Source organism: Pantoea sp. Ap-870 (genome assembly GCF_011752515.1).
Classification (GTDB): domain Bacteria; phylum Pseudomonadota; class Gammaproteobacteria; order Enterobacterales; family Enterobacteriaceae; genus Pantoea; species Pantoea dispersa.
Window position 1 is genome coordinate 627,503 of record NZ_VWXG01000002.1, and the last position, 18,021, is coordinate 645,523.

The window sequence follows — 18,021 nt, forward strand, 5'->3', positions numbered from 1 at the left end:
GTCCATTATTAATTCGCGCTGACCGGCTTTGCCGCTTCCGGCTTACCGGGACGCGGCGCGGTCTCTGTCACCGGAATATCTTCAAAGCCAAGAATCAGCGTCAGAATGAACGACAGCACCACTGACAGCACCATCACGCCAGCCACCCAGACGATGCTCATCGGGTTGGTGGGATCGAAAAACTGGACGCTGGTAAACAGGCCCGGTGAGGCCATCGAGTGGCTGGCGAGGCCGCCAATGCCGGCCACCGCGCCACAGATAAAGCCGCTGATCAGGCTGGCAATCAGCGGACGTTTCAGGCGCACCGCCACGCCGTACAGCGCCGGTTCGGAAATGCCGGCGACGATGGCGGAAGCTGCCGCCGCGAACGCCGTCTGCCGCAGTTCCGGATTTTTGGTTTTGAACGCCACCGCCAGCGATGAGCCGCCCAGTGACAGGTTGGCGCCAATTTCCGACGGCATTACCATGCCTTCTTTGCCGGTCTCAGCGATGGTCTGAATAATGGTCGGGGTAAACACGCGATGCATGCCGGTCATCACCAGCAGCGGCCACAGCCCGCCCATGATCGCCACCGACAGCCAGCCGAGATAACCGTGAATGGTGTACACCAGCGCCGAAATACCGCTACCGATCCAGATACCGAGCGGACCAATAAAGACGATGGCGATGGGGGCAGCAATCAGCACAATCAGCATCGGTTTAAGGAAGTTTTTGGTCACCGCCGGGGTAAAGCGATCGACCCAGTATTCGATGTGCGACAGAATCCACGTCATCACCAGCGCGGGGATCACCGTGTAGGTATATTTCACCGCGGTGACCGGCACCGAGGCGAATTCCACCACCTGACCCTGCGCCGCTTTGGCCATCAGATCGATAAAATTGGGATGCACCAGCACGCCAGCAATGGCAATCGCCAGCGACATATTGGTTTTAAATTTCAGCGCCGCCGAAGCCGCCACCATCACCGGCAGGAAGAAGAAGGCGCCGTCACCAATCACATTCAGGATGATTAACGTCGACGAGCCTTTGGGCAGCACGCCGCTCATCTCCAGCATCATCGCCAGCAGTTTCACCATTGATCCGCCAATGATCGCCGGGATCAGCGGTGACATGGTGCCGACCAGCGCATCGAGAATGCCCGCGCCGATACTGCGCAGCGTGATTTTCCGTTTCACCGGCGCGCTGTCGCTGTTGCCCGGCGTGCCGAGTTTCATCACTTCCTCAAAGGCGAGATTGACGTTGTTGCCGATGATCACCTGACACTGGCTGTCGGTGTGCACCACGCCCATTACGCCGGGAATGGCTTTCAGCGTGGCGTTGTCGACGCGCGCGCTGTCTTTCACCACGAAGCGCAGGCGTGTCATGCAGTGGGTAACGGCTTCAATATTCTCTAATCCGCCGAGCGAGGCCACAATGGCTCGTGCGGCGTCAGCGTAGTTGGTCGCCATGAATGTTTGTCTCTGATTGTAGGGTAGAGGAAACGTCGGTTTCGTCTGGCTGTTATGTGTTCATGAGAAACCGGTTTCACAAAATCATGAACAGGCGAATTCATTCAGACAAGAAAAATCGCCATTTTCGTTTTAATTTTGTGATGTTGATCGGCTGACGGGCGGCGGGATCTTCACCCGCAAGCGCAGGGCGACAAGAAAATTCCCCGTCTTATTCATCGCTTAGGTACACTGAGGCGATGAGCAGCGAAGCAGAGTGAAGCATGGCAACCATACTTGAGGTGGCAAAAAAGGCCGGCGTGTCAAAAGCGACGGTGTCGCGCGTGTTGTCCGGCAACGGCTACGTCAGCCAGGAGAAGCGCGATCGGGTGTACCAGGCGATTGCCGAGACCGGCTTCCGGCCGAATTTGCTGGCGCGCAATCTGGCGACTAAATCCAGCCAGACCATCGGCCTGGTGATCACCAACACGTTGTATACCGGCAGCTATTTCAGCGAAATGATGCAGCATTCGGCGCGTATTCTTGAGCAGCAGGGCCGTCAGCTACTGCTGGTGGATGGCAAACACAGCGCCGAAGAGGAGCGTGCGGCGATTCAGTTTCTGCTCGATCTGCGCTGCGATGGCGTGATCATCTATCCGCGTTTTCTTACCATTGATGAGATGGACAGCATCATTGCCCAGCACCGCCATCCGATTCTGGTGATCAACCGGCGGCTGCGTCAGCACGACAGTTACTGCATCTACTCCGATCAGCAGCGCACCAGCGCCGAGGCGGTGGCGCAGCTGATTGCGCTCGGCCATCGCGATATCGCTTTTATCACCGGATCGCTCGACTCGCCGACCGGGCGCGAGCGCCTGGCGGGTTATCACGCGGCACTGGTGCAGCATCAGCTGGTGGCGGATGACGCACTGGTAGTGGAAGGCAAATGGCAGGCGCAGCACGGGGCAGCGGCAGTAGAAACGCTGTTGGCGCGTGGTAAACCGTTCAGCGCGCTGGTCGCCAGTAACGATGAGATGGCGGTGGGCGCGCTGAAAGCGCTGGCGGCGCATAACATCCGCGTGCCGCAGCAGGTGGCGGTGCTGGGTTTCGACGATATACCGCTGGCGCCCTATACCATTCCGGCGCTGGCCAGCGTGCGCATGCCGGTGACCGGCATGATCGAGGAGACCATTGAACGGCTGGTGTCGATGCTCGACGGCGGCGAAATGCGTAACCGCAAAACCTTTGCCGGCGAGCTGATTCTGCGCGAATCTATCGGTCCCGGCCCGTTTTATCCTGGCTGAAATCAGGCGTTCAGCAGCGCCTGCTTAAACGAATAGATGTGCACGCGCGCGGCGTCTTCTGCCCGTGTTACATCACCCTGCGCCAGCGCCGCAATGATTGCGTCATGCTCGGCGATCACCTCCTGCATGTGCTGCGCGCTCGACAGCGTGGTTGCCCAGAAGCGCTGCGCCTGGGCGTGAATGATGCTGAGAATATCTGACAGACGACCGTTGCCGGCGATGTCAGCCAGCACCTGATGAAACTCGCGGTCCAGCAGCATCATCTGCTCACGATCGCGCGCCACGCTGGCGGCGGCGATGCGCTGATTCAGCGCCTGTAGCTGGGCAATCTGCGCCGGATTCACGCGCTGCGTCGCCAGCCGCAGGCACAGCGCTTCATTTACCAGCCGCACTTCAATCAGCTCCAGCGCATCGTCAATCGACAGCGGTGCCACCATCACCCCTTTACGCGGGATAATCTGCAGTAACCCTTCAGTCGCCAGCCGATGTACTGCCTGGTTAACCGGCGTGCGGCCCATTGCCAGATCCTCCATTACCTGCGCGGTATTGAGATATTCACCTGGCTTATAGCGCAGCGTAATCAGGCGATGCCTGAACGCCAGATAGGCCTGTTCATTCAATGAAACGCTTTTTTGTCCGGCCTGTGACTTCACATTTTCAGCAACTGAATCACTCATCACGCAGATCCTTATTTGGGTACTGAGACATCTTACACAAAAACCTGGCATGAAAATGGCTATCTTGAAATTGCAGTGAAATTTCACACGCATTTTTCATCAGGAGATCATCGCATGCATTTACGCTTTACAACCGACTCACAAGCCGCCCCGGTGCTGGATGTCGACATTAAGCAGCTGGTCATTGCCGGATGGGTTGGCCGCGACCAGGCGGCAGTGCTGCACCATATCAGGGAGCTGGAGGCGCTGGGCGTGCCCGCACCTGGTGCAGTCCCGCTGTTTTATCGCGTAGCCACCCAGCAGCTGGCGCAGCACAGCCCGCTGGAAGTGGTGGGCGAGCAAACCTCCGGCGAAGCCGAGCCGTTTGTGTTTTTCCATCGCGGCGAATATTGGGTGTCGCTGATTTCCGATCACACTGACCGTCACCTGGAAACCTTCAGCGTGGCACTGTCGAAACAGGCCTGCGTTAAGCCGGTCGCCGGTCATGCGTGGCGTATGGCAGAGGTTGAGCCGCACTGGGATCGGCTGGAGCTGCGTGCGTGGATCAAAGTCAACGGCGACTGGGTGACTTATCAGCAGGGCACGCTGGCGTCTCTGCTCACGCCGATGGATCTGCTGGCGCGCTATTTCGGCGATCGCCCGGTCAGCGAAGGCTTTGCGATGTCATGCGGCACGTTGAGCGCGATTGGCGGCATCCGTCCGGCCAGCGAGTTCCGCATGGCGCTGCACGATCCGCTGCTGAATCGCACGCTGGAACACCACTATGTCACCGGCGCGCTGCCGGTGATTGCCTGAGGAGACGCGTATGACCACCTTATGGCAGGCGAGCCAGCAACTGCGCGCCGGAGACCTTACCGCAAGCGCCGCGACGCAACAGGCACTACGCGCCGCCGAGCAGCCATCGGGCGAAGGCGCACGCGTGTTTACGCGGACCTACGCTGACAACGCCGTTCAGCAGGCGCAGCAGGCTGAAGCGCGCTGGCAACAGCAGCAGCCGCGCAGCCCGATTGACGGACTGCCAATCAGCATCAAAGACCTGTTTGATGTGGCGGACGAACCCACCTGCGCCGGCTCGCGCGTGCTGGCGGATGCGCCGCCCGCCGCGCGCGACGCGCATATCGTGCAGCAGCTGAAACAGGCCGGTGCCGCTATCGTCGGCAAAACCAACATGACCGAGTTCGCTTTTTCCGGGCTCGGTATCAATCCGCACTACGGCACGCCAGCTAACCCATGGCAGCGCGGCGAAAAACGCATTCCCGGCGGTTCTTCATCCGGCGCGGCGGTGGCGGTGGCCGACGGCATGTGCCTCGCGGCGGTCGGCACGGACACCGGCGGCTCGGTGCGGATACCGGCGGCGCTGTGTGGGCTGACCGGCTTCAAACCCAGCGCCAGCCGCATTAATCAGGCTGGCACGCTACCGCTATCGGCGGCACTCGACAGTATTGGCGTAATTGCCCATGACGTGCGCAGCTGCTGGCTGCTCGACAGCGTCATCGCCGATCGGCCTTTGCAGCTGGCAGAGCGTGATATCACGCGGGCGCACTTTGCGATTCCACAAACCCGGGTGCTGGACGGGCTGGATCTCGCGGTCAGCCAGGCGTGGCACTACGCGCTGGCACAGCTGCGCGCGCAGGGTGCCACGCTCACCGAGCTGCCGCTGTCTGAACTGGCGGAACTGGAAACCATGAACGCCCGTGGCGGCATCACCGCCTGGGAAGCCTGGCAGTGGCATCAGTCGCTGCTGCAGTCGCACGCTACGGGTTATGACACGCAAGTGCGGATGCGCATTGAGCGCGGCGCGTTGCTGAATGAGGCCGACGCACAACTGTTGTATCAGCAGCGCGCCGACTGGCGGCAGCGGGTGGAGCAGGCGGTGGCACCGTTCGATGGCCTGCTGCTGCCCACCGTGCCGCTGATTGCGCCGACCATCGCCGAACTCGACGACCCGGAGCGCTATCGCCAGGTCAACCTGCTGATGCTGCGCAACACCAGCGTGATCAACATGCTGGACGGCTGCGCCATCTCCCTGCCTTGTCATCAGCCCGGCAGTGCGCCGGTGGGTCTGATGCTGGCCGCCACCCATGGCCACGATGCCGCGCTGCTCAGCTGGGCGCTGGCGCTTGAATCCATCCTGCAACGGAGTCTCTGAAAATGACACATCCTCACGGCATGCTGTTCGTCGCCACCAACGTCGCCGCTGAAAACGAAGCTGATTTCAATCAATGGTATGACCATGAACATGTCGCCGAGCGCGTCGCCATCGACGGCTTTCTCAGCGGCACGCGCTATCAGGCGCTGGATGCTGAACGCAAGTACCTCGGATTGTATGAAACCCGCTCGCTGGAAACCTTCACCAGTGCCGATTACTACGCCGCCTTTACGCGCCAGACGCCGTGGTCGGTAAAGAACCTGGAGCGGATGATCAAACCGATGCGCCGCGTGTGCGCCATCACCCAGCAGCACGGTCAGGGCAGCGGCAGCCACCTTGCGGTGCTGACGCTACAGGCTGGCATTGAAACTGCAACGCTCAACGCCTGGCAGCAGCAGGTTGCTACGGTGCCGGGCTATATCGCCTCGCGCTTACTTACGCCGGACACCACGCTGAGCACGCCGCTGCCACAGGAAGATCGGGGGCAGCGTGCCATGCAGCCGATGCTGCTGCTCAGCTGTTCGTGCGCCGATGCCTGCCAGACACTGGCGGCGGCCGCGTCACAGGCGCTCAATGCCCGCGCTGAATTTTATGCGCTCAGCTGGCAGCTCACTAAACAGGAGATGGCTCATGGCGAATACTGATTCTACTCTGCCGCACGCCGCGCGTGCCGCAGCAGGGAAAACCCACACCGGCCGTCTTGCTGCGGCCAGCTCCATCGGCACCGCGCTGGAGTGGTACGACTTTACCGTTTACAACATCATGGCGGCGCTGGTGTTTAACCATGTGTTTTTCCCCAGCTTCGACCCGCTGGTCGGCACCATTCTGGCGTTTTCAACTTACGCGGTCGGTTATGTATCACGTCCGGTGGGTGGTTTTATCTTTGGCCATCTCGGGGATGTCGCCGGACGCAAGGCGGTCTTGATCACCACGCTGGTGATCATGGGCGTGACCACGGCGCTGATGGGCATGCTGCCCGGTTATGCGCTATGGGGCATCTGGAGCCCGATTCTGCTGGTGGCGCTGCGCTTTGTGCAGGGCATCGCGCTGGGCGGCGAATGGGCCGGCGCGGTGTTGCTCTCCATGGAGCACGGCGAAGCCAGTAAGCGCGGGCGTAACGCCTCGTTCGCCCAGGTCGGGCCTTCCTGCGGTACGCTGATTGGCACCGGCTTTATCACTTTAGTGACGTTGTCACTCAGCGGCGAACAGTTTCAGGAGTGGGGCTGGCGCATCCCGTTCCTGCTCAGTCTGCTGCTGGTGATGTTTGGCCTGTGGCTGCGGCGTGGCGTGGAAGAAACCCCGACTTTCGTGGCGATGCAGCAGGCGGAGAAAACCAGCCACACCCCGCTGAAAGAGGTGTTCCTGCGCTATCCACGTGAACTGCTGATCGCCGGCGGCTCGCGCATCGGCTCTGACGTGCTGTACGCGCTGGTGGTGGTGTTCACCCTGACATACGTCACCACCGTGTTACAGCTGCCGCGTCCGCTGGCGCTGATGGCGACGATGGTCGGCGCGATTGGCAACGCGTTGACGGTGCCGCTGTTTGGCGCGCTGTCCGACCGCCTCGGCCGCCGTCCGGTGTACATTGCCGGCGCGCTGCTGGCTATTGTCTGGTCGTTTGTGTTTTTTGTCCTGCTCGACAGCACTCAGCCGTGGCTGATTGTGCTGGCGGTGGTGATTGGCCTGCTGATTCACGCCATGATGTACGGTCCGCAGGCGGCGTTTGTCACCGAGCAGTTCCCGAGTCACGTGCGCTATGCCGGTTCGTCACTGGCCTATACGCTGGCCGGCATCATCGGCGGCGGTTTTGCCCCGCTGATCATTACCTCGCTGTATAAAGAGCTGGGCAGCACGCTGTGGGTGTCGCTATATGTGACGCTGGCGCTGGCGATCACCCTGTTTGCCTTATGGAAAGCCAAAGAAACCGCGCACCAGTCGCTGTAATCACCTCTGGCGAAGGATCGCCACCTTTTATCAAATATTCATGTGCAGCGCCGGTTCACTCTGCGGCGGCTCGGTCGAGATTTGCGGCAGCGGCAGCGGTCGTCCGATGTAGTAACCCTGAATGGCATCGCACGCCAGCTCCTGCAGCTGCGACATTTGCACCGGCGTTTCCACGCCTTCCGCGGTTACCGACAGGGAATAGGCTTTGCCGAGTCCAATCATGTTTTCCACCACCTGGCGCGCCTGGGGCGAATCGGCCAGCGGAAAAATAAAGGATTTATCGATTTTGATGCCGTCGAACGGGAAGGCGCGCAGGTAGCACAGCGACGCATAGCCGGTGCCAAAATCATCAATCAGAAATCTCACCCCCAGCGCTTTCACCGCCTGCATCACCGCCAGGGTTTTGTCCGGATCGCTCAGCAGCGCGTTTTCCGTAACTTCAATTTCCAGCCGCTGGCTCGGCAGACCGCTGAGCTGCAGCACCCGGGTGATGCGTTCGGCTAAGGCGCTATCCTGCAATTCGCTGGCGGAAATATTCACTGAAACCGCCATTTCCGGCCGGTAGCGGGCGATGTCCTCGCAGGCATTGAGCAGCACCCAGTCGCTCAGCGCGCTGATCAGGCCGGTCTCTTCGGCCAGCGGAATAAACTGATCGGGCATCAGTAAGCCCAGCCGCGGATGCTGCCAGCGTACCAGCGCCTCGACCGCGCTGATGCGCTGCGCGATCAGGTCATAGCGCGTCTGATACACCAGCCGCAGCTGGTTCTCCTGCAGCGCTGCGCGCAGCTCATGCTCCATTTCGCGCCGCTGCACAATTTTCTCTTCCATGTCACGGTCGAAAAATATCCACTGGTTGCGGCCGCTGTTTTTCGCTTTATACAGGGCGATGTCGGCGAAGCGCAGCAGATCGCTGGCGTTGTCGGCATCCTGCGGGGCCAGCGCGATGCCGAGACTGCCGCCGATGTGGATGTCGTTGTCGTACACCGGGAACGGCAGATTGAGCTGGGCGATGAGCTGCTGACACAGCGCGTCGACCTGCTCGCGGCTGCCCGCCTCCGGCAGAATCACCACAAACTCATCGCCGCCGAGCCGCGCCACCAGGCCGTTGCCGTTGAGCGTGCGCCGGATACGATCTGATACCGCATGCAGCACCTGATCGCCCGCCGCATGACCGTAGAGATCATTGACCGGTTTGAATTTATCCAGGTCAATCATAATCATCGCCAGCAGCGGCTGCGCCGGCAGCGGCAGGCTCAGCTGCCCCGTGAGGAATTCGCGCATCTGCACGCGGTTGGCCAGTCCGGTCAGTTCATCGAAGTGCGACAGATAGTGCGCGCGCGCCTGCGCTTCAACTTCCAGCGTTACGTCGCTGGCGCTGCCGCGAAAACCGCTGACGCCGTGCGCCAGGCTGACGCGCTTGAGGGTCAGATTGCAGTAGCGCGGCTGATGCTGAGCAGAGAGATAGCGGCAGCCGTTCAGCGTAAGCTGACCGCCCGAGTCTGCCAGCTGCAAAAGCCGGGCGCGCTGGTGCTCATCGCACAGCAGGAAATCCAGTAGCGTGCGCTGCAGCCACTCCTCGCTGGTAAATCCGGTCACTACCGGGAAGCGGCCGGAAACCCAGCTGAAGCGCAGCTGGTCGTCCATCTCCCAAATCCAGTCGGTGGTAATTTCGGCGATATCACGGAAGCGGCGTTCGCTGGCGCTGAGCGCCCGCTGGCTTTGCGCCAGCAGCAGCGTATTTTCATCATTGAGCTGCGCTTTACGCAGCGCGTTGCGCATCAGCATGATGGCACCATACAGGGTGATCAGCATGGCGATCACCAGCAGCGGCAGCAGGGCGGTCAGCAATTTACCGCCGGGGTTGCTGCTGGTCCAGCGCAGCGTGGCGTCATGGCCGTCGGCGGCGAGGCGCAGGCTTTCCGCCACTGGCGCGAGGGGTGCAGCGAATTCCACCCGCAGCGCGTTGATGCCGTACTCGTGCCCCAGCTGCTGTAATTTTTGCGGCGTCAGGCGATCGGCAAAGATCATCAGCGATGGCGCACCGGGCACCTGCGGCACGCTGTTATCGCCACCGGTGGTGATCCATGCCGCGCACAGCAGCACTAACTGCTGATTTACCACCACAAAGCGCGACAGCGCCTTACCGTCATTGTGCTGTAATTGCTGACGCAGCGCGGGCAGTTGCTGGCGACCGAGCCAGCCGGTGAAATCGCGTTGCTGCAGCTGACCCTCGATCACGCTGTAGACCGTGTCGCCGCGCGGCGCGATGACAAACACGCCCTCGTAGGCAAAGGTCTGGAACAGCGACTCACCCAGATTCTGCCGCGTCCACGCCCAGTCGGTATTCAGCGTGCGGTGCAGGTTTTGGTAGGCTTCGCCCCATTCTGCATTATCGGAGAGGTGAAACTGCATCACTTCCTGACGCGTCTGCAACGCCTTCTCCAGCAGCAGGCGGTTTTGCCGCGCCTCCTGCTGGTTGAGATCGCTGGCGATAAAGCACAGCGTCACCAGCGCCACCATAAAGGAGAGAAAAATCAGCAGCACCATCAGCAGCATCGGCTGGCGCATCAGTCCGCGCATCCGACCATCGGTCGGGAAATCCATCAGTGAACGTTTCGCCATCATAGACTTATCACAAACCAGTAAAATGATATTTCATAAGTACGTTATGAGTATCGGCATGACTGCGCCGAACCTGGGCGAAAAAGTAAAAAAAGCGTGAGCGGAGCGGCAAAAACAGATCGCATATTCGTTCAGGTGCCCGACGATGCCGTGCTGTAATCAGATCTGCATAAAGTGTGTTAATAAAAGGCCCTGCCGCTGCGTTTGCGCCAGTGCAATACGGCGAATGCCGGTAAACTTTCCCCGTTGCGTTAATAGCTTAGTGTTTATTTCATGCTGATGACGATAAATATATTACAGCCATAATTTATCAGAGCGTGATTTAACGTTCAGGACCTGAAGAATTTCCTGATTAAATGATGATGCGTTATCCAGGACTATTCTTGTTGAGTGTAAATCTTTGTCAGTGCTAATTTGCTGAAACCCATCTGCTCCTCTTTCCAGAGACCACTTATGCAACCACGTATCACGCATCTTGATGGCATGCGCGGATTAGCGATCCTGCTGGTGATTGCTTATCACGCCTATGCTCGCTGGCCCGAACTGTTGCCGTATGCCGCCACTACCCAGCATATTCCGCTGCTGGCATTTGGCTGGGTCGGCGTGCAGTTGTTTTTTATGATCTCCGGCTTTGTCATATTTATGACGCTGGATAAATCATCCGGCTACCTCAGCTTTCTCAAAAAACGCTGGCTGCGCCTGTTTCCGGCGATGCTGATAGCCAGTCTGCTGCTGTACGTTGCCGGCGGCTTTTTTCCGGAGTGGTCGCTGATGACACCGGAAAGCCGCAACCTGCTGCCCGGTCTGATATTTATTAATCCTGAGACGCTGACGCAGCTCACCGGCATTGAATTCCGCTCCATGGCCGGATCGTTCTGGTCTCTCTATGTTGAAGCGCTGTTTTATCTGATTATTGGCGCGGTTTATTTCACCCTCGGACGTAAATATTGTCTGCCGGCGCTGATTGTGCCGATGTTATTACTTTCCGCCTCATCGGTATTGAAATCACTCGGCCATCCATTATTAATCGATGTCATTTCAAAATTCGGTTTTATTCACTACGCCTGGTTTATGGTCGGCTGTCTGGTTTATGAACGTCTGCACGGGCGCGATAAACGTTATCACTACGCACTGACCGCGCTGGCCTTGCTGATTAATTTCAGCTACTACGTTAAAAACAGCGGCGTGGTCGCCGTGATACCGCTGCTACTGGTAATGCTGTTTTTTATCGCCAGCTTTTATTCCAGACAGATTGAGCGCTGGCTTTCCCTGCGCTTTTTCACCGCCATCGGATTTGTCAGTTACGCCCTGTATCTGATTCATGAAAATTTAATGATCGCGATATTGATTAAGCTTAATGGCTATATCAAAAATGAGGCGGTGATGACGATGCTGCCGGTGGTGGTGGCCAGCGTACTGTATTACGTTGCCTGGCTGATCAGTAAATATGCCGAACCGGCGCTGCGTAATGCGCTGAAGTGGAAGCGGCAGCCCGCGCCGCAGGCGGGCAGTGGGCTGTAAACGCGCGGGAGCCAGCGCTCCCGCGTACGCTGTCACACATCCAGCCGGTGAATGACGTTCACAAACTCGTGTACGCCACTGTTGATTTCCCGCAGGCTGCGCGACAGCACGCTGATCTTCTCCTGTTCGGTCACCACAAATTGCCTGACCTCATCCAGCTGCTGATACATCTGCTGGATCAGGTCGGCATTTTGCTCCACGACCACGGAAATCTGTTTGGTGGCGCTGGCGGTCGAGGCCGCCAGGCGGCGTACTTCACCTGCCACCACGCTGAAGCCACGTCCGGCCTCGCCGGCACGCGCGGATTCGATGGCGGCATTCAGTGCCAGAATGTTGGTCTGCGAGGCAATCAGGTTGATGGTTTCCACCACGTCGCTGATGCTCCTGGCCGAGGCGGTGAGCTGCGCGCCAATTTCGGCGGCGGCATTCACCTGCTGCGCCACCAGCCCGGAGTTACGCACCGTTTCATCCAGCACTTCATTGGCGTTATCGGTAATTTGTGAGGTCTGCTCAGAGGTGGTCAGCGCGATATCTGCCACGCGCTTCGCCGCCTCGACGCGCGCGGTGATATCCGAGGCGATCTTAATCACTTTGTAGACCTTACCATCGCCGTCAAACACCGGGTTGTAGCTCGCCTCCAGCCAGATGCGCTCGCCGCTGGCGGTCTTACGCTCAAAGCGACCGACAAAATGCTGACCGTTGCCGATTTTGCGCCAGAAGTCCGGATTCTCGCGGTAAAAATTGTCGAAGCAGAACAGGCGATGATGCTGGCCGGTAATGGCTGGCAGGGTATAGCCCATGTGGGTGAGGAAGTTGGCGTTGGCGGTAATGATGTGACCGTCTGGCGTGAATTCAATCACCGCCATCGATCGGTCCAGCGCCGTTATCACCGCCTCTTTATGCTCCAGCTCCTGATGGCGCGCAGTGATGTCGCTCGCGACCTTGATCACTTTGTACACTTTGCCGCGCTCGTCGCTCACCGGAAAATAGGTCGCGCTGAGCCAGAAGCGCTGATGCTGCTTGTTGAAACGCTCAAAAATGCCGTTCACCGATTCGCCGGCGGCCAGCGTTTGCCAGAAGGCGTAATAGTCGGAAGACTGGCTGTAAGCAGGGCTGCAGAAAATCCGGTGATGCTGTCCCTGAATTTCATGCAGCTGATAGCCGGTGACCTGTAAAAATTGCGCATTGGCGCTGAGGATTTCACCGGCCGGTGAAAACTCAATCCACGCAACATGCTGCTTTATCGCTTCAATGTCCTTAGCAATGTCGCCACTTTTGGCAAATGGCAGAGAAAGGCTCGATTTTTTCACCCCGAACATGAGAGACCTCAGGCGCTTGGTATGCTGTTGAACGAAATGCAGGCGCAGATGTGCGCGTGCTAACGCATTCGGCGCGTCCAGTGGACGGCACCGCATGATTTCCCCGGTTGTCCATTACAGCCGTGCCACAGGCACAGGCTGCTGTCTCGCTGCGCACCGATGTGCGCAGTTGGGGTGTGTAATGGTGTTACCTGCCTGATGTTGTTACAGCGCAAGCTGAAAGCTGTTTTTGCTATGCAACTTTGATTATCGACCGTGGCGTTAAAAATGTGAGAAAAAAGTGATCAACGCCGCGCGTGCGGGTAAGAAAAGTGCCCGGCAGGCTTGTTAAAAGATGCATGTTAAATGTATGTTAATTCCCGAGACGTGACGCAATCAACGCCCGATAACGGCCTGGAGAAAAACCACCATGACGACCGCGCTGTGCCAGCTGTTAAAACTACAGTATCCGCTGATTCAGGCACCGATGGCCGGTGTCGCCACGCCGCAGCTGGCCGCAGCGGTATCAAATGCCGGGGCGCTGGGATCGATTAGCGTTGGCGCGGCGACGCCGCAGCAGGCGGCAGAAATGATTGCCCACACCCAGGCACTGACGAGCGGTCCGATCAACGTCAACGTATTTTGTCACGCGCCGGCAAGGCGGGATGCCGCGCGCGAGGCGGCGTGGATCAGCCGGTTCAGCCCGCAGTTTGCGCAGTACCAGACGGCGCTGCCGCCGGCACTAACAGAGATCTATCAGAGCTTTTTGCACAATGAGGCGATGCTGACGGTGCTGGAGCAGGCGCGGCCGGCGGCGGTCAGTTTCCATTTCGGCATTCCCGATGCCACGGCCATCGCCCGGCTAAAGCAACGTGACGTTGTCACGCTGGCGACCGCCACCAGTCCGCAGGAAGCGCGGGCAATTGCACGCAGCGGTATCGATATCATTGTGGCGCAGGGCTATGAAGCCGGTGGCCATCGCGGCCATTTTGATCCGGGCGCGCCAGACCAGCAGCTTTCGACCGTTGCACTGGTGCAGGCGATTCGTCAGCACACCACGCTGCCGGTGGTGGCAGCGGGCGGCGTGATGGACGGTGCCGGCATCACGACGATGATGAAACTGGGTGCCAGCGGTGTACAGCTCGGTACGGCGTTTGTGCTGTGTCCCGAATCGGCGGCCAGTGCGGCCTATCGTCGCGCGCTGCTGGCAGCTGGCGAGCGTGGCACGGTAATGACGGCGGCGATCTCCGGGCGTCAGGCGCGCTGCGTGCGCAACGCATTTTGTGAATTGTGCCATGACGTAACGCCGGAGGAGATTCCCGACTATCCGCTGACCTATGCGCTGGGAAAAGCCCTGGCGGCGGCGGCAGCAGCGCACGGCGAGGACGGCTTCGGTGCGCAGTGGGCGGGTCAGGGGGTGGCGCGGGTGCGCGCGCTGCCGGCGGCACAGCTGGTGGAGACGCTGGTTGCAGAGTGGCAGCAGGCATAGAGCAGGCTGCTGCCACATAGTGTGTAACGTTACAGACCGAGCGCGCGCGTTACCGCTTCCGGCATTGACGGACGCCCATTGGCGAGACAGGTGGCAACAAACGTGGCCTCGGCATACACCACGCCGTCGACCTTGATTTGCTGCACGAAGTTCACGCGATTGCGCTTCTCGTTCTGCTCCAGCGCGCAGGTGACTTCCACCTTATCGCCTTTCACCAGGCTCTTGCGGAAGCGCAGCGTGTACTCCAGCACCATGTAAATCTTGCCCTGACTGAACTCTTCTTCAATGTCGATACCCAGCGCCTCGCGCATGTAAGCGTGGCGCGTCCACTCCATGTAAAACGGGTAGTACAGCCCGTCGACCACGCCCTGAAAATCGATATGGCTTTCATCTACGTCATAGTGCTTTACGAACATTTTTGCATCCTGATAAGCGCGTTACGCGGTGAGGCAATGGGTATACCGCAGAATGACGCCGCGGGTAAACGGCAAGATGTTGCAAAGTAATTCCACTGTCGCCTGGCAGAATGAATGCTGGTATTTTCCCGTGCTGCAGCAGAAACTGACAGCTGCATCACATATCCATAATCAACTGGCTACCTTTTTGTGACAAATCACGCAGCCCGGACACATTTTTCTGCGCAGGGTCGCGCGGCCAAACATAATAGTTTTACTATGTACACGCATGTTGTACAGAGTAAAACAACAACACTGGCCGATTTGCGTTAAGCCATGACTCTGTGAGGAACTCTATGTCTGACAAGATAACCCGCGCGGCCGCTGTGCCCGATATTGAGCAGCAGACCGTAAAACGCGTCATCTGGCGCATTCTGCCGTTCCTGATCGTCTGCTATCTGATCGCCATTATCGATCGCGGCAACATCGGCATGGCTTCCCTGCAAATGAATGAAGATCTCGGGCTGAGCAAAGCGGTGTTTGGCCTGGCAAGCAGCCTGTTTTTTGTTGGCTATTTTCTTTTTGAGGTGCCAAGCAACCTCGCGATGCAGAAGATTGGCGCCAAAATCTGGATTTCGCGCATCATGGTGACCTGGGGCATTGTCTCGGTGTGCACCGCGTTCGTCAGCAGTGCAGAAATGCTGTACGTGCTGCGCTTTCTGTTGGGCGCCGCCGAAGCCGGCTTCTTTCCCGGCGTGATCCTTTATCTGACCTACTGGATTCCGGCGAAATATCGCGCGCGCGTGATTGCGACCTTTATGGTGGCGATCCCGGCAGCCAACTTTATTGGCTCGCCGATCTCGGGCGCAATCCTGACGATGGACGGCTGGTTCGGCCTGCGCGGCTGGCACTGGCTATTTATCATCGAAGGATTCCCGGCGATTGTGCTGGGCGTGCTGGCTTTCTTCCTGCTCAGCAACCGTCCGGAAAATGCCCACTGGCTGACCAGCGAACAGCGCAACTGGCTGAGCGGCAAACTGGCTGAAGAGAATGCACAGCGCAAAGCGATTGGTCATATCACCCTGTGGCAGCTGCTGCGCCACAAGCATATCTGGGTGATGGCGCTGATTTACGCCGGCGCGTCGGCAGCGGGTTCGACGCTGAGCGTCTGGTCACCGCAGCTGCTGAAATCATTTGGTCTGGATAACTTCACCACCGGTTTGATGAATGCGATTCCGTACGGTCTGGCATCGATTCTGATGATTGTCTGGGGCCGCAGCTCTGACCGCAGCGGTGAGCGTCGCTGGCACACCGCGCTGACGCTGTTCCTGATTGCCGGTGGACTGCTGGCGGCGTTCCTGACCGATACGCTGGCGGGCAGCGTGGTGATTCTGTCACTGGTGCTGATTGGTGCCTACTCGATGAAAGGGCCGTTCTGGGCGCTGGCCTCGGGCTGGATGTCCTCAACCACCGCAGCGGCCGGTCTGGCTGCTATCGGCGCGATGGCCAACCTGATTGGTGGCGGGCTGATGGTGAACGTTTACGGCATCATTAATGAGAAAACCGGCAGCCATGCGATGGCGATGATTCCTCTGGCGCTGCTGTGCGCGGCGGGAGGGATTGCGGTATTGCTGATGGGACGCAGCAAAAAGCTGCACGTTGAAGCGGAACAGCCGGTGGCCAGCACCGGGAAATAATCTCATGAGCCTGTGCCAGGGAGGGCACGCATCTGGCTCATCACGTCTGACGTTATCCTGCTTTCATCCTTTAAAACATTCGTTTCCCGATGCGCCACAGCACACCGGGAAACGCGGCGTTATTATCTCTGCTCAGCGCTGCGCTGGCGCCACGGATCTTTCACCATGGCAACCGCCAGTGCGCCAATCATCAGGACTGCTGCCACCGCCAGCAGCGCCCACATAAAGCCGCCGGTAGACTGACGCACATAGCCGATCAGCGACGGGCCGAAGAAGCCGCCGAGATTACCAATCGAGACAATCATGGCTAAGCCGCCTGCCGCGGCATTGCCGGTTAAAAAGCCGGAAGGCAGCGCCCAGAACGAGGCCTGAAACGCCAGAATACCGCTAACGGTGCAGCACAGCGCCAGCATTTTGATCACCGGCGCATCGCTCAGCGCGCTGCACATCAGGGCTAAGGCGGCGATCACCAGCGCGCCGCTGATCCAGCGAATGCGGTGCGCAGACGCATTGGCGCGGCGCGCCCACACCAGCATGCTCACCGCACCGCAGACATAGGGCAGCGCGGCAAGAAAGCCGGTTGCCGTATGGCTCACACCGAGCTGTTTGATGATTTGCGGCATCCACAGTCCCACGCCGATCGAACCCACAATGCCGCAAAAGTTAATAAACGCCAGCAGATACAGCAGCGGATTGCGCAGCGCGTCGCGCATCTGGGAACCGTGCGTTGCCGCGATTTGCTGCTGCTCATCGGCCAGCCGGCGGCTCAGCAACTGCTGTTCACGCGGTGCCAGCCAGCGCGCTTTCTCCGGCCGGTCGCTCAGCACAAACAGGCACATGACGCCGAGGATCACCGCCGGTAAGCCTTCAATCAACAGCAGCCACTGCCAGTTACGGATATGCTCATGGCCGGTGATCTGCATCAGCGCGCCGGAAATCGGTGAGCCGATGATATTGGCCACCGGAATGCCGACCAGGAACGCGGCGGTGATTTTGGCGCGCCAGCTGCCGGGAAACCAGTAGGTAAAGAACAGATAGATGCCGGGGGTAAAGCCGGCCTCTGCTACGCCGAGACAGAAGCGCGCAACGGCAAAGCTGACGGGGCCGCTGATGAACGCAGTCGCCATCGAAATCAATCCCCACGAAATCATGATGCGCGCGATCCAGATGCGCGCGCCCACTTTTTGCATGATCAGATTGCTGGGAATTTCAAACAGGAAATAGCCGATAAAAAACATGCCTGCGCCGAAGCCAAACTGTTCGGCGGTGATGCCGAGATCGGCGTTCATGCCCAGCGCGGCAAAGCTGACGTTGGTGCGGTCAAGGTAGCTGACCACATAGCAGATAAAGATAAACGGCAGAATGCGACGAAAGGCTTTGGCGGCCGCCTGCTCACTGTCCTGGAAATCCTGTTCGCTGAGCGTTTCATGGCGGGGTGGCACCGCAGCCGGCTGAGCCGGCGCAGGGCTGGATGTTGAGTGCAGGGTCATAGTAATCT

14 protein-coding genes are annotated in these 18,021 nt (G+C 59.1%); 8 read left to right on the forward strand and 6 right to left on the reverse strand.

The window, feature by feature from the left end:
- Positions 1–8: 8 nt before the first annotated feature.
- Positions 9–1,448, reverse strand: a complete 1,440-nt coding sequence (ascF, locus tag F3J41_RS09035; protein ID WP_127834844.1) for a PTS cellobiose/arbutin/salicin transporter subunit IIBC — start codon at positions 1,446–1,448, stop codon at positions 9–11.
- A 263-nt stretch (positions 1,449–1,711) separates the two neighbouring features.
- Here ascF and F3J41_RS09040 point away from each other — a divergent pair, with 263 nt between their 5' ends.
- Positions 1,712–2,731: a LacI family DNA-binding transcriptional regulator gene (locus F3J41_RS09040; RefSeq protein ID WP_152390798.1), complete on the forward strand. Its 1,020-nt coding sequence runs from the start codon at positions 1,712–1,714 to the stop codon at positions 2,729–2,731.
- A gap of 2 nt (positions 2,732–2,733) precedes the next feature.
- On the opposite strand, the gene F3J41_RS09045 is transcribed toward F3J41_RS09040, so the two are convergent.
- Positions 2,734–3,408, reverse strand: coding sequence for a GntR family transcriptional regulator (locus F3J41_RS09045; RefSeq protein WP_058770544.1), 675 nt, complete (start codon positions 3,406–3,408; stop codon positions 2,734–2,736).
- A gap of 114 nt (positions 3,409–3,522) precedes the next feature.
- On the opposite strand from F3J41_RS09045, the gene F3J41_RS09050 reads away from it, so the two are divergent.
- Genes F3J41_RS09050 through F3J41_RS09065 form a run of 4 tightly spaced genes read left to right on the forward strand, consistent with a single transcriptional unit; the run spans position 3,523 to position 7,501 of the window.
- Entirely contained in the window at positions 3,523–4,203 is a 681-nt protein-coding gene (locus tag F3J41_RS09050) for a DUF2848 domain-containing protein (protein WP_127834846.1), read from the forward strand.
- A 10-nt stretch (positions 4,204–4,213) separates the two neighbouring features.
- Entirely contained in the window at positions 4,214–5,557 is a 1,344-nt protein-coding gene (locus F3J41_RS09055) for an amidase (protein ID WP_166710772.1), read from the forward strand.
- Between the two features lie 2 nt (positions 5,558–5,559).
- Positions 5,560–6,201, forward strand: coding sequence for a DUF4286 family protein (locus F3J41_RS09060; RefSeq protein ID WP_166710774.1), 642 nt, complete (start codon positions 5,560–5,562; stop codon positions 6,199–6,201).
- A complete protein-coding gene (locus tag F3J41_RS09065) occupies positions 6,188–7,501 on the forward strand; it encodes an MFS transporter (protein WP_021509513.1) in 1,314 nt (437 codons plus the stop codon). Before F3J41_RS09060 ends, F3J41_RS09065 begins: the two co-directional genes overlap by 14 nt.
- 30 nt (positions 7,502–7,531) lie before the next feature.
- On the opposite strand, the gene F3J41_RS09070 is transcribed toward F3J41_RS09065, so the two are convergent.
- Positions 7,532–10,126: an EAL domain-containing protein gene (locus F3J41_RS09070; RefSeq protein ID WP_305848983.1), complete on the reverse strand. Its 2,595-nt coding sequence runs from the start codon at positions 10,124–10,126 to the stop codon at positions 7,532–7,534.
- Between the two features lie 450 nt (positions 10,127–10,576).
- On the opposite strand from F3J41_RS09070, the gene F3J41_RS09075 reads away from it, so the two are divergent.
- Positions 10,577–11,644, forward strand: coding sequence for an acyltransferase (locus tag F3J41_RS09075; protein ID WP_150360223.1), 1,068 nt, complete (start codon positions 10,577–10,579; stop codon positions 11,642–11,644).
- A 32-nt stretch (positions 11,645–11,676) separates the two neighbouring features.
- Here the strand turns inward: F3J41_RS09075 and F3J41_RS23620 are convergent, their stop codons facing one another.
- Positions 11,677–12,963: a PAS domain-containing methyl-accepting chemotaxis protein gene (locus F3J41_RS23620; protein WP_132463717.1), complete on the reverse strand. Its 1,287-nt coding sequence runs from the start codon at positions 12,961–12,963 to the stop codon at positions 11,677–11,679.
- 409 nt (positions 12,964–13,372) lie between these two features.
- Here F3J41_RS23620 and F3J41_RS09085 point away from each other — a divergent pair, with 409 nt between their 5' ends.
- On the forward strand, positions 13,373–14,431 hold the full coding sequence (locus tag F3J41_RS09085) for a nitronate monooxygenase family protein (RefSeq protein ID WP_166710776.1): 1,059 nt from the start codon (positions 13,373–13,375) through the stop codon (positions 14,429–14,431).
- 29 nt (positions 14,432–14,460) lie between these two features.
- On the opposite strand, the gene F3J41_RS09090 is transcribed toward F3J41_RS09085, so the two are convergent.
- Positions 14,461–14,847, reverse strand: coding sequence for a thioesterase family protein (locus F3J41_RS09090; RefSeq protein WP_021509508.1), 387 nt, complete (start codon positions 14,845–14,847; stop codon positions 14,461–14,463).
- 335 nt (positions 14,848–15,182) lie between these two features.
- Here F3J41_RS09090 and F3J41_RS09095 point away from each other — a divergent pair, with 335 nt between their 5' ends.
- Positions 15,183–16,523, forward strand: a complete 1,341-nt coding sequence (locus tag F3J41_RS09095; protein ID WP_021509507.1) for an MFS transporter — start codon at positions 15,183–15,185, stop codon at positions 16,521–16,523.
- Positions 16,524–16,645: 122 nt separating this feature from the next.
- On the opposite strand, the gene F3J41_RS09100 is transcribed toward F3J41_RS09095, so the two are convergent.
- Positions 16,646–18,013, reverse strand: coding sequence for an MFS transporter (locus tag F3J41_RS09100; protein WP_058770551.1), 1,368 nt, complete (start codon positions 18,011–18,013; stop codon positions 16,646–16,648).
- Between the last annotated feature and the right edge of the window lie 8 nt (positions 18,014–18,021).

What these genes read in the sequence shown, in the direction of transcription:
- ascF (WP_127834844.1), bottom strand. Translation starts at nt 1,448, where the DNA reads ATGGCGACCAACTACGCTGACGCCGCACGAGCCATTGTGGCCTCGCTC.
- F3J41_RS09040 (WP_152390798.1), top strand. Translation starts at nt 1,712, where the DNA reads ATGGCAACCATACTTGAGGTGGCAAAAAAGGCCGGCGTGTCAAAAGCG.
- F3J41_RS09045 (WP_058770544.1), bottom strand. Translation starts at nt 3,408, where the DNA reads ATGAGTGATTCAGTTGCTGAAAATGTGAAGTCACAGGCCGGACAAAAA.
- F3J41_RS09050 (WP_127834846.1), top strand. Translation starts at nt 3,523, where the DNA reads ATGCATTTACGCTTTACAACCGACTCACAAGCCGCCCCGGTGCTGGAT.
- F3J41_RS09055 (WP_166710772.1), top strand. Translation starts at nt 4,214, where the DNA reads ATGACCACCTTATGGCAGGCGAGCCAGCAACTGCGCGCCGGAGACCTT.
- F3J41_RS09060 (WP_166710774.1), top strand. Translation starts at nt 5,560, where the DNA reads ATGACACATCCTCACGGCATGCTGTTCGTCGCCACCAACGTCGCCGCT.
- F3J41_RS09065 (WP_021509513.1), top strand. Translation starts at nt 6,188, where the DNA reads ATGGCGAATACTGATTCTACTCTGCCGCACGCCGCGCGTGCCGCAGCA.
- F3J41_RS09070 (WP_305848983.1), bottom strand. Translation starts at nt 10,126, where the DNA reads ATGATGGCGAAACGTTCACTGATGGATTTCCCGACCGATGGTCGGATG.
- F3J41_RS09075 (WP_150360223.1), top strand. Translation starts at nt 10,577, where the DNA reads ATGCAACCACGTATCACGCATCTTGATGGCATGCGCGGATTAGCGATC.
- F3J41_RS23620 (WP_132463717.1), bottom strand. Translation starts at nt 12,963, where the DNA reads ATGTTCGGGGTGAAAAAATCGAGCCTTTCTCTGCCATTTGCCAAAAGT.
- F3J41_RS09085 (WP_166710776.1), top strand. Translation starts at nt 13,373, where the DNA reads ATGACGACCGCGCTGTGCCAGCTGTTAAAACTACAGTATCCGCTGATT.
- F3J41_RS09090 (WP_021509508.1), bottom strand. Translation starts at nt 14,847, where the DNA reads ATGTTCGTAAAGCACTATGACGTAGATGAAAGCCATATCGATTTTCAG.
- F3J41_RS09095 (WP_021509507.1), top strand. Translation starts at nt 15,183, where the DNA reads ATGTCTGACAAGATAACCCGCGCGGCCGCTGTGCCCGATATTGAGCAG.
- F3J41_RS09100 (WP_058770551.1), bottom strand. Translation starts at nt 18,013, where the DNA reads ATGACCCTGCACTCAACATCCAGCCCTGCGCCGGCTCAGCCGGCTGCG.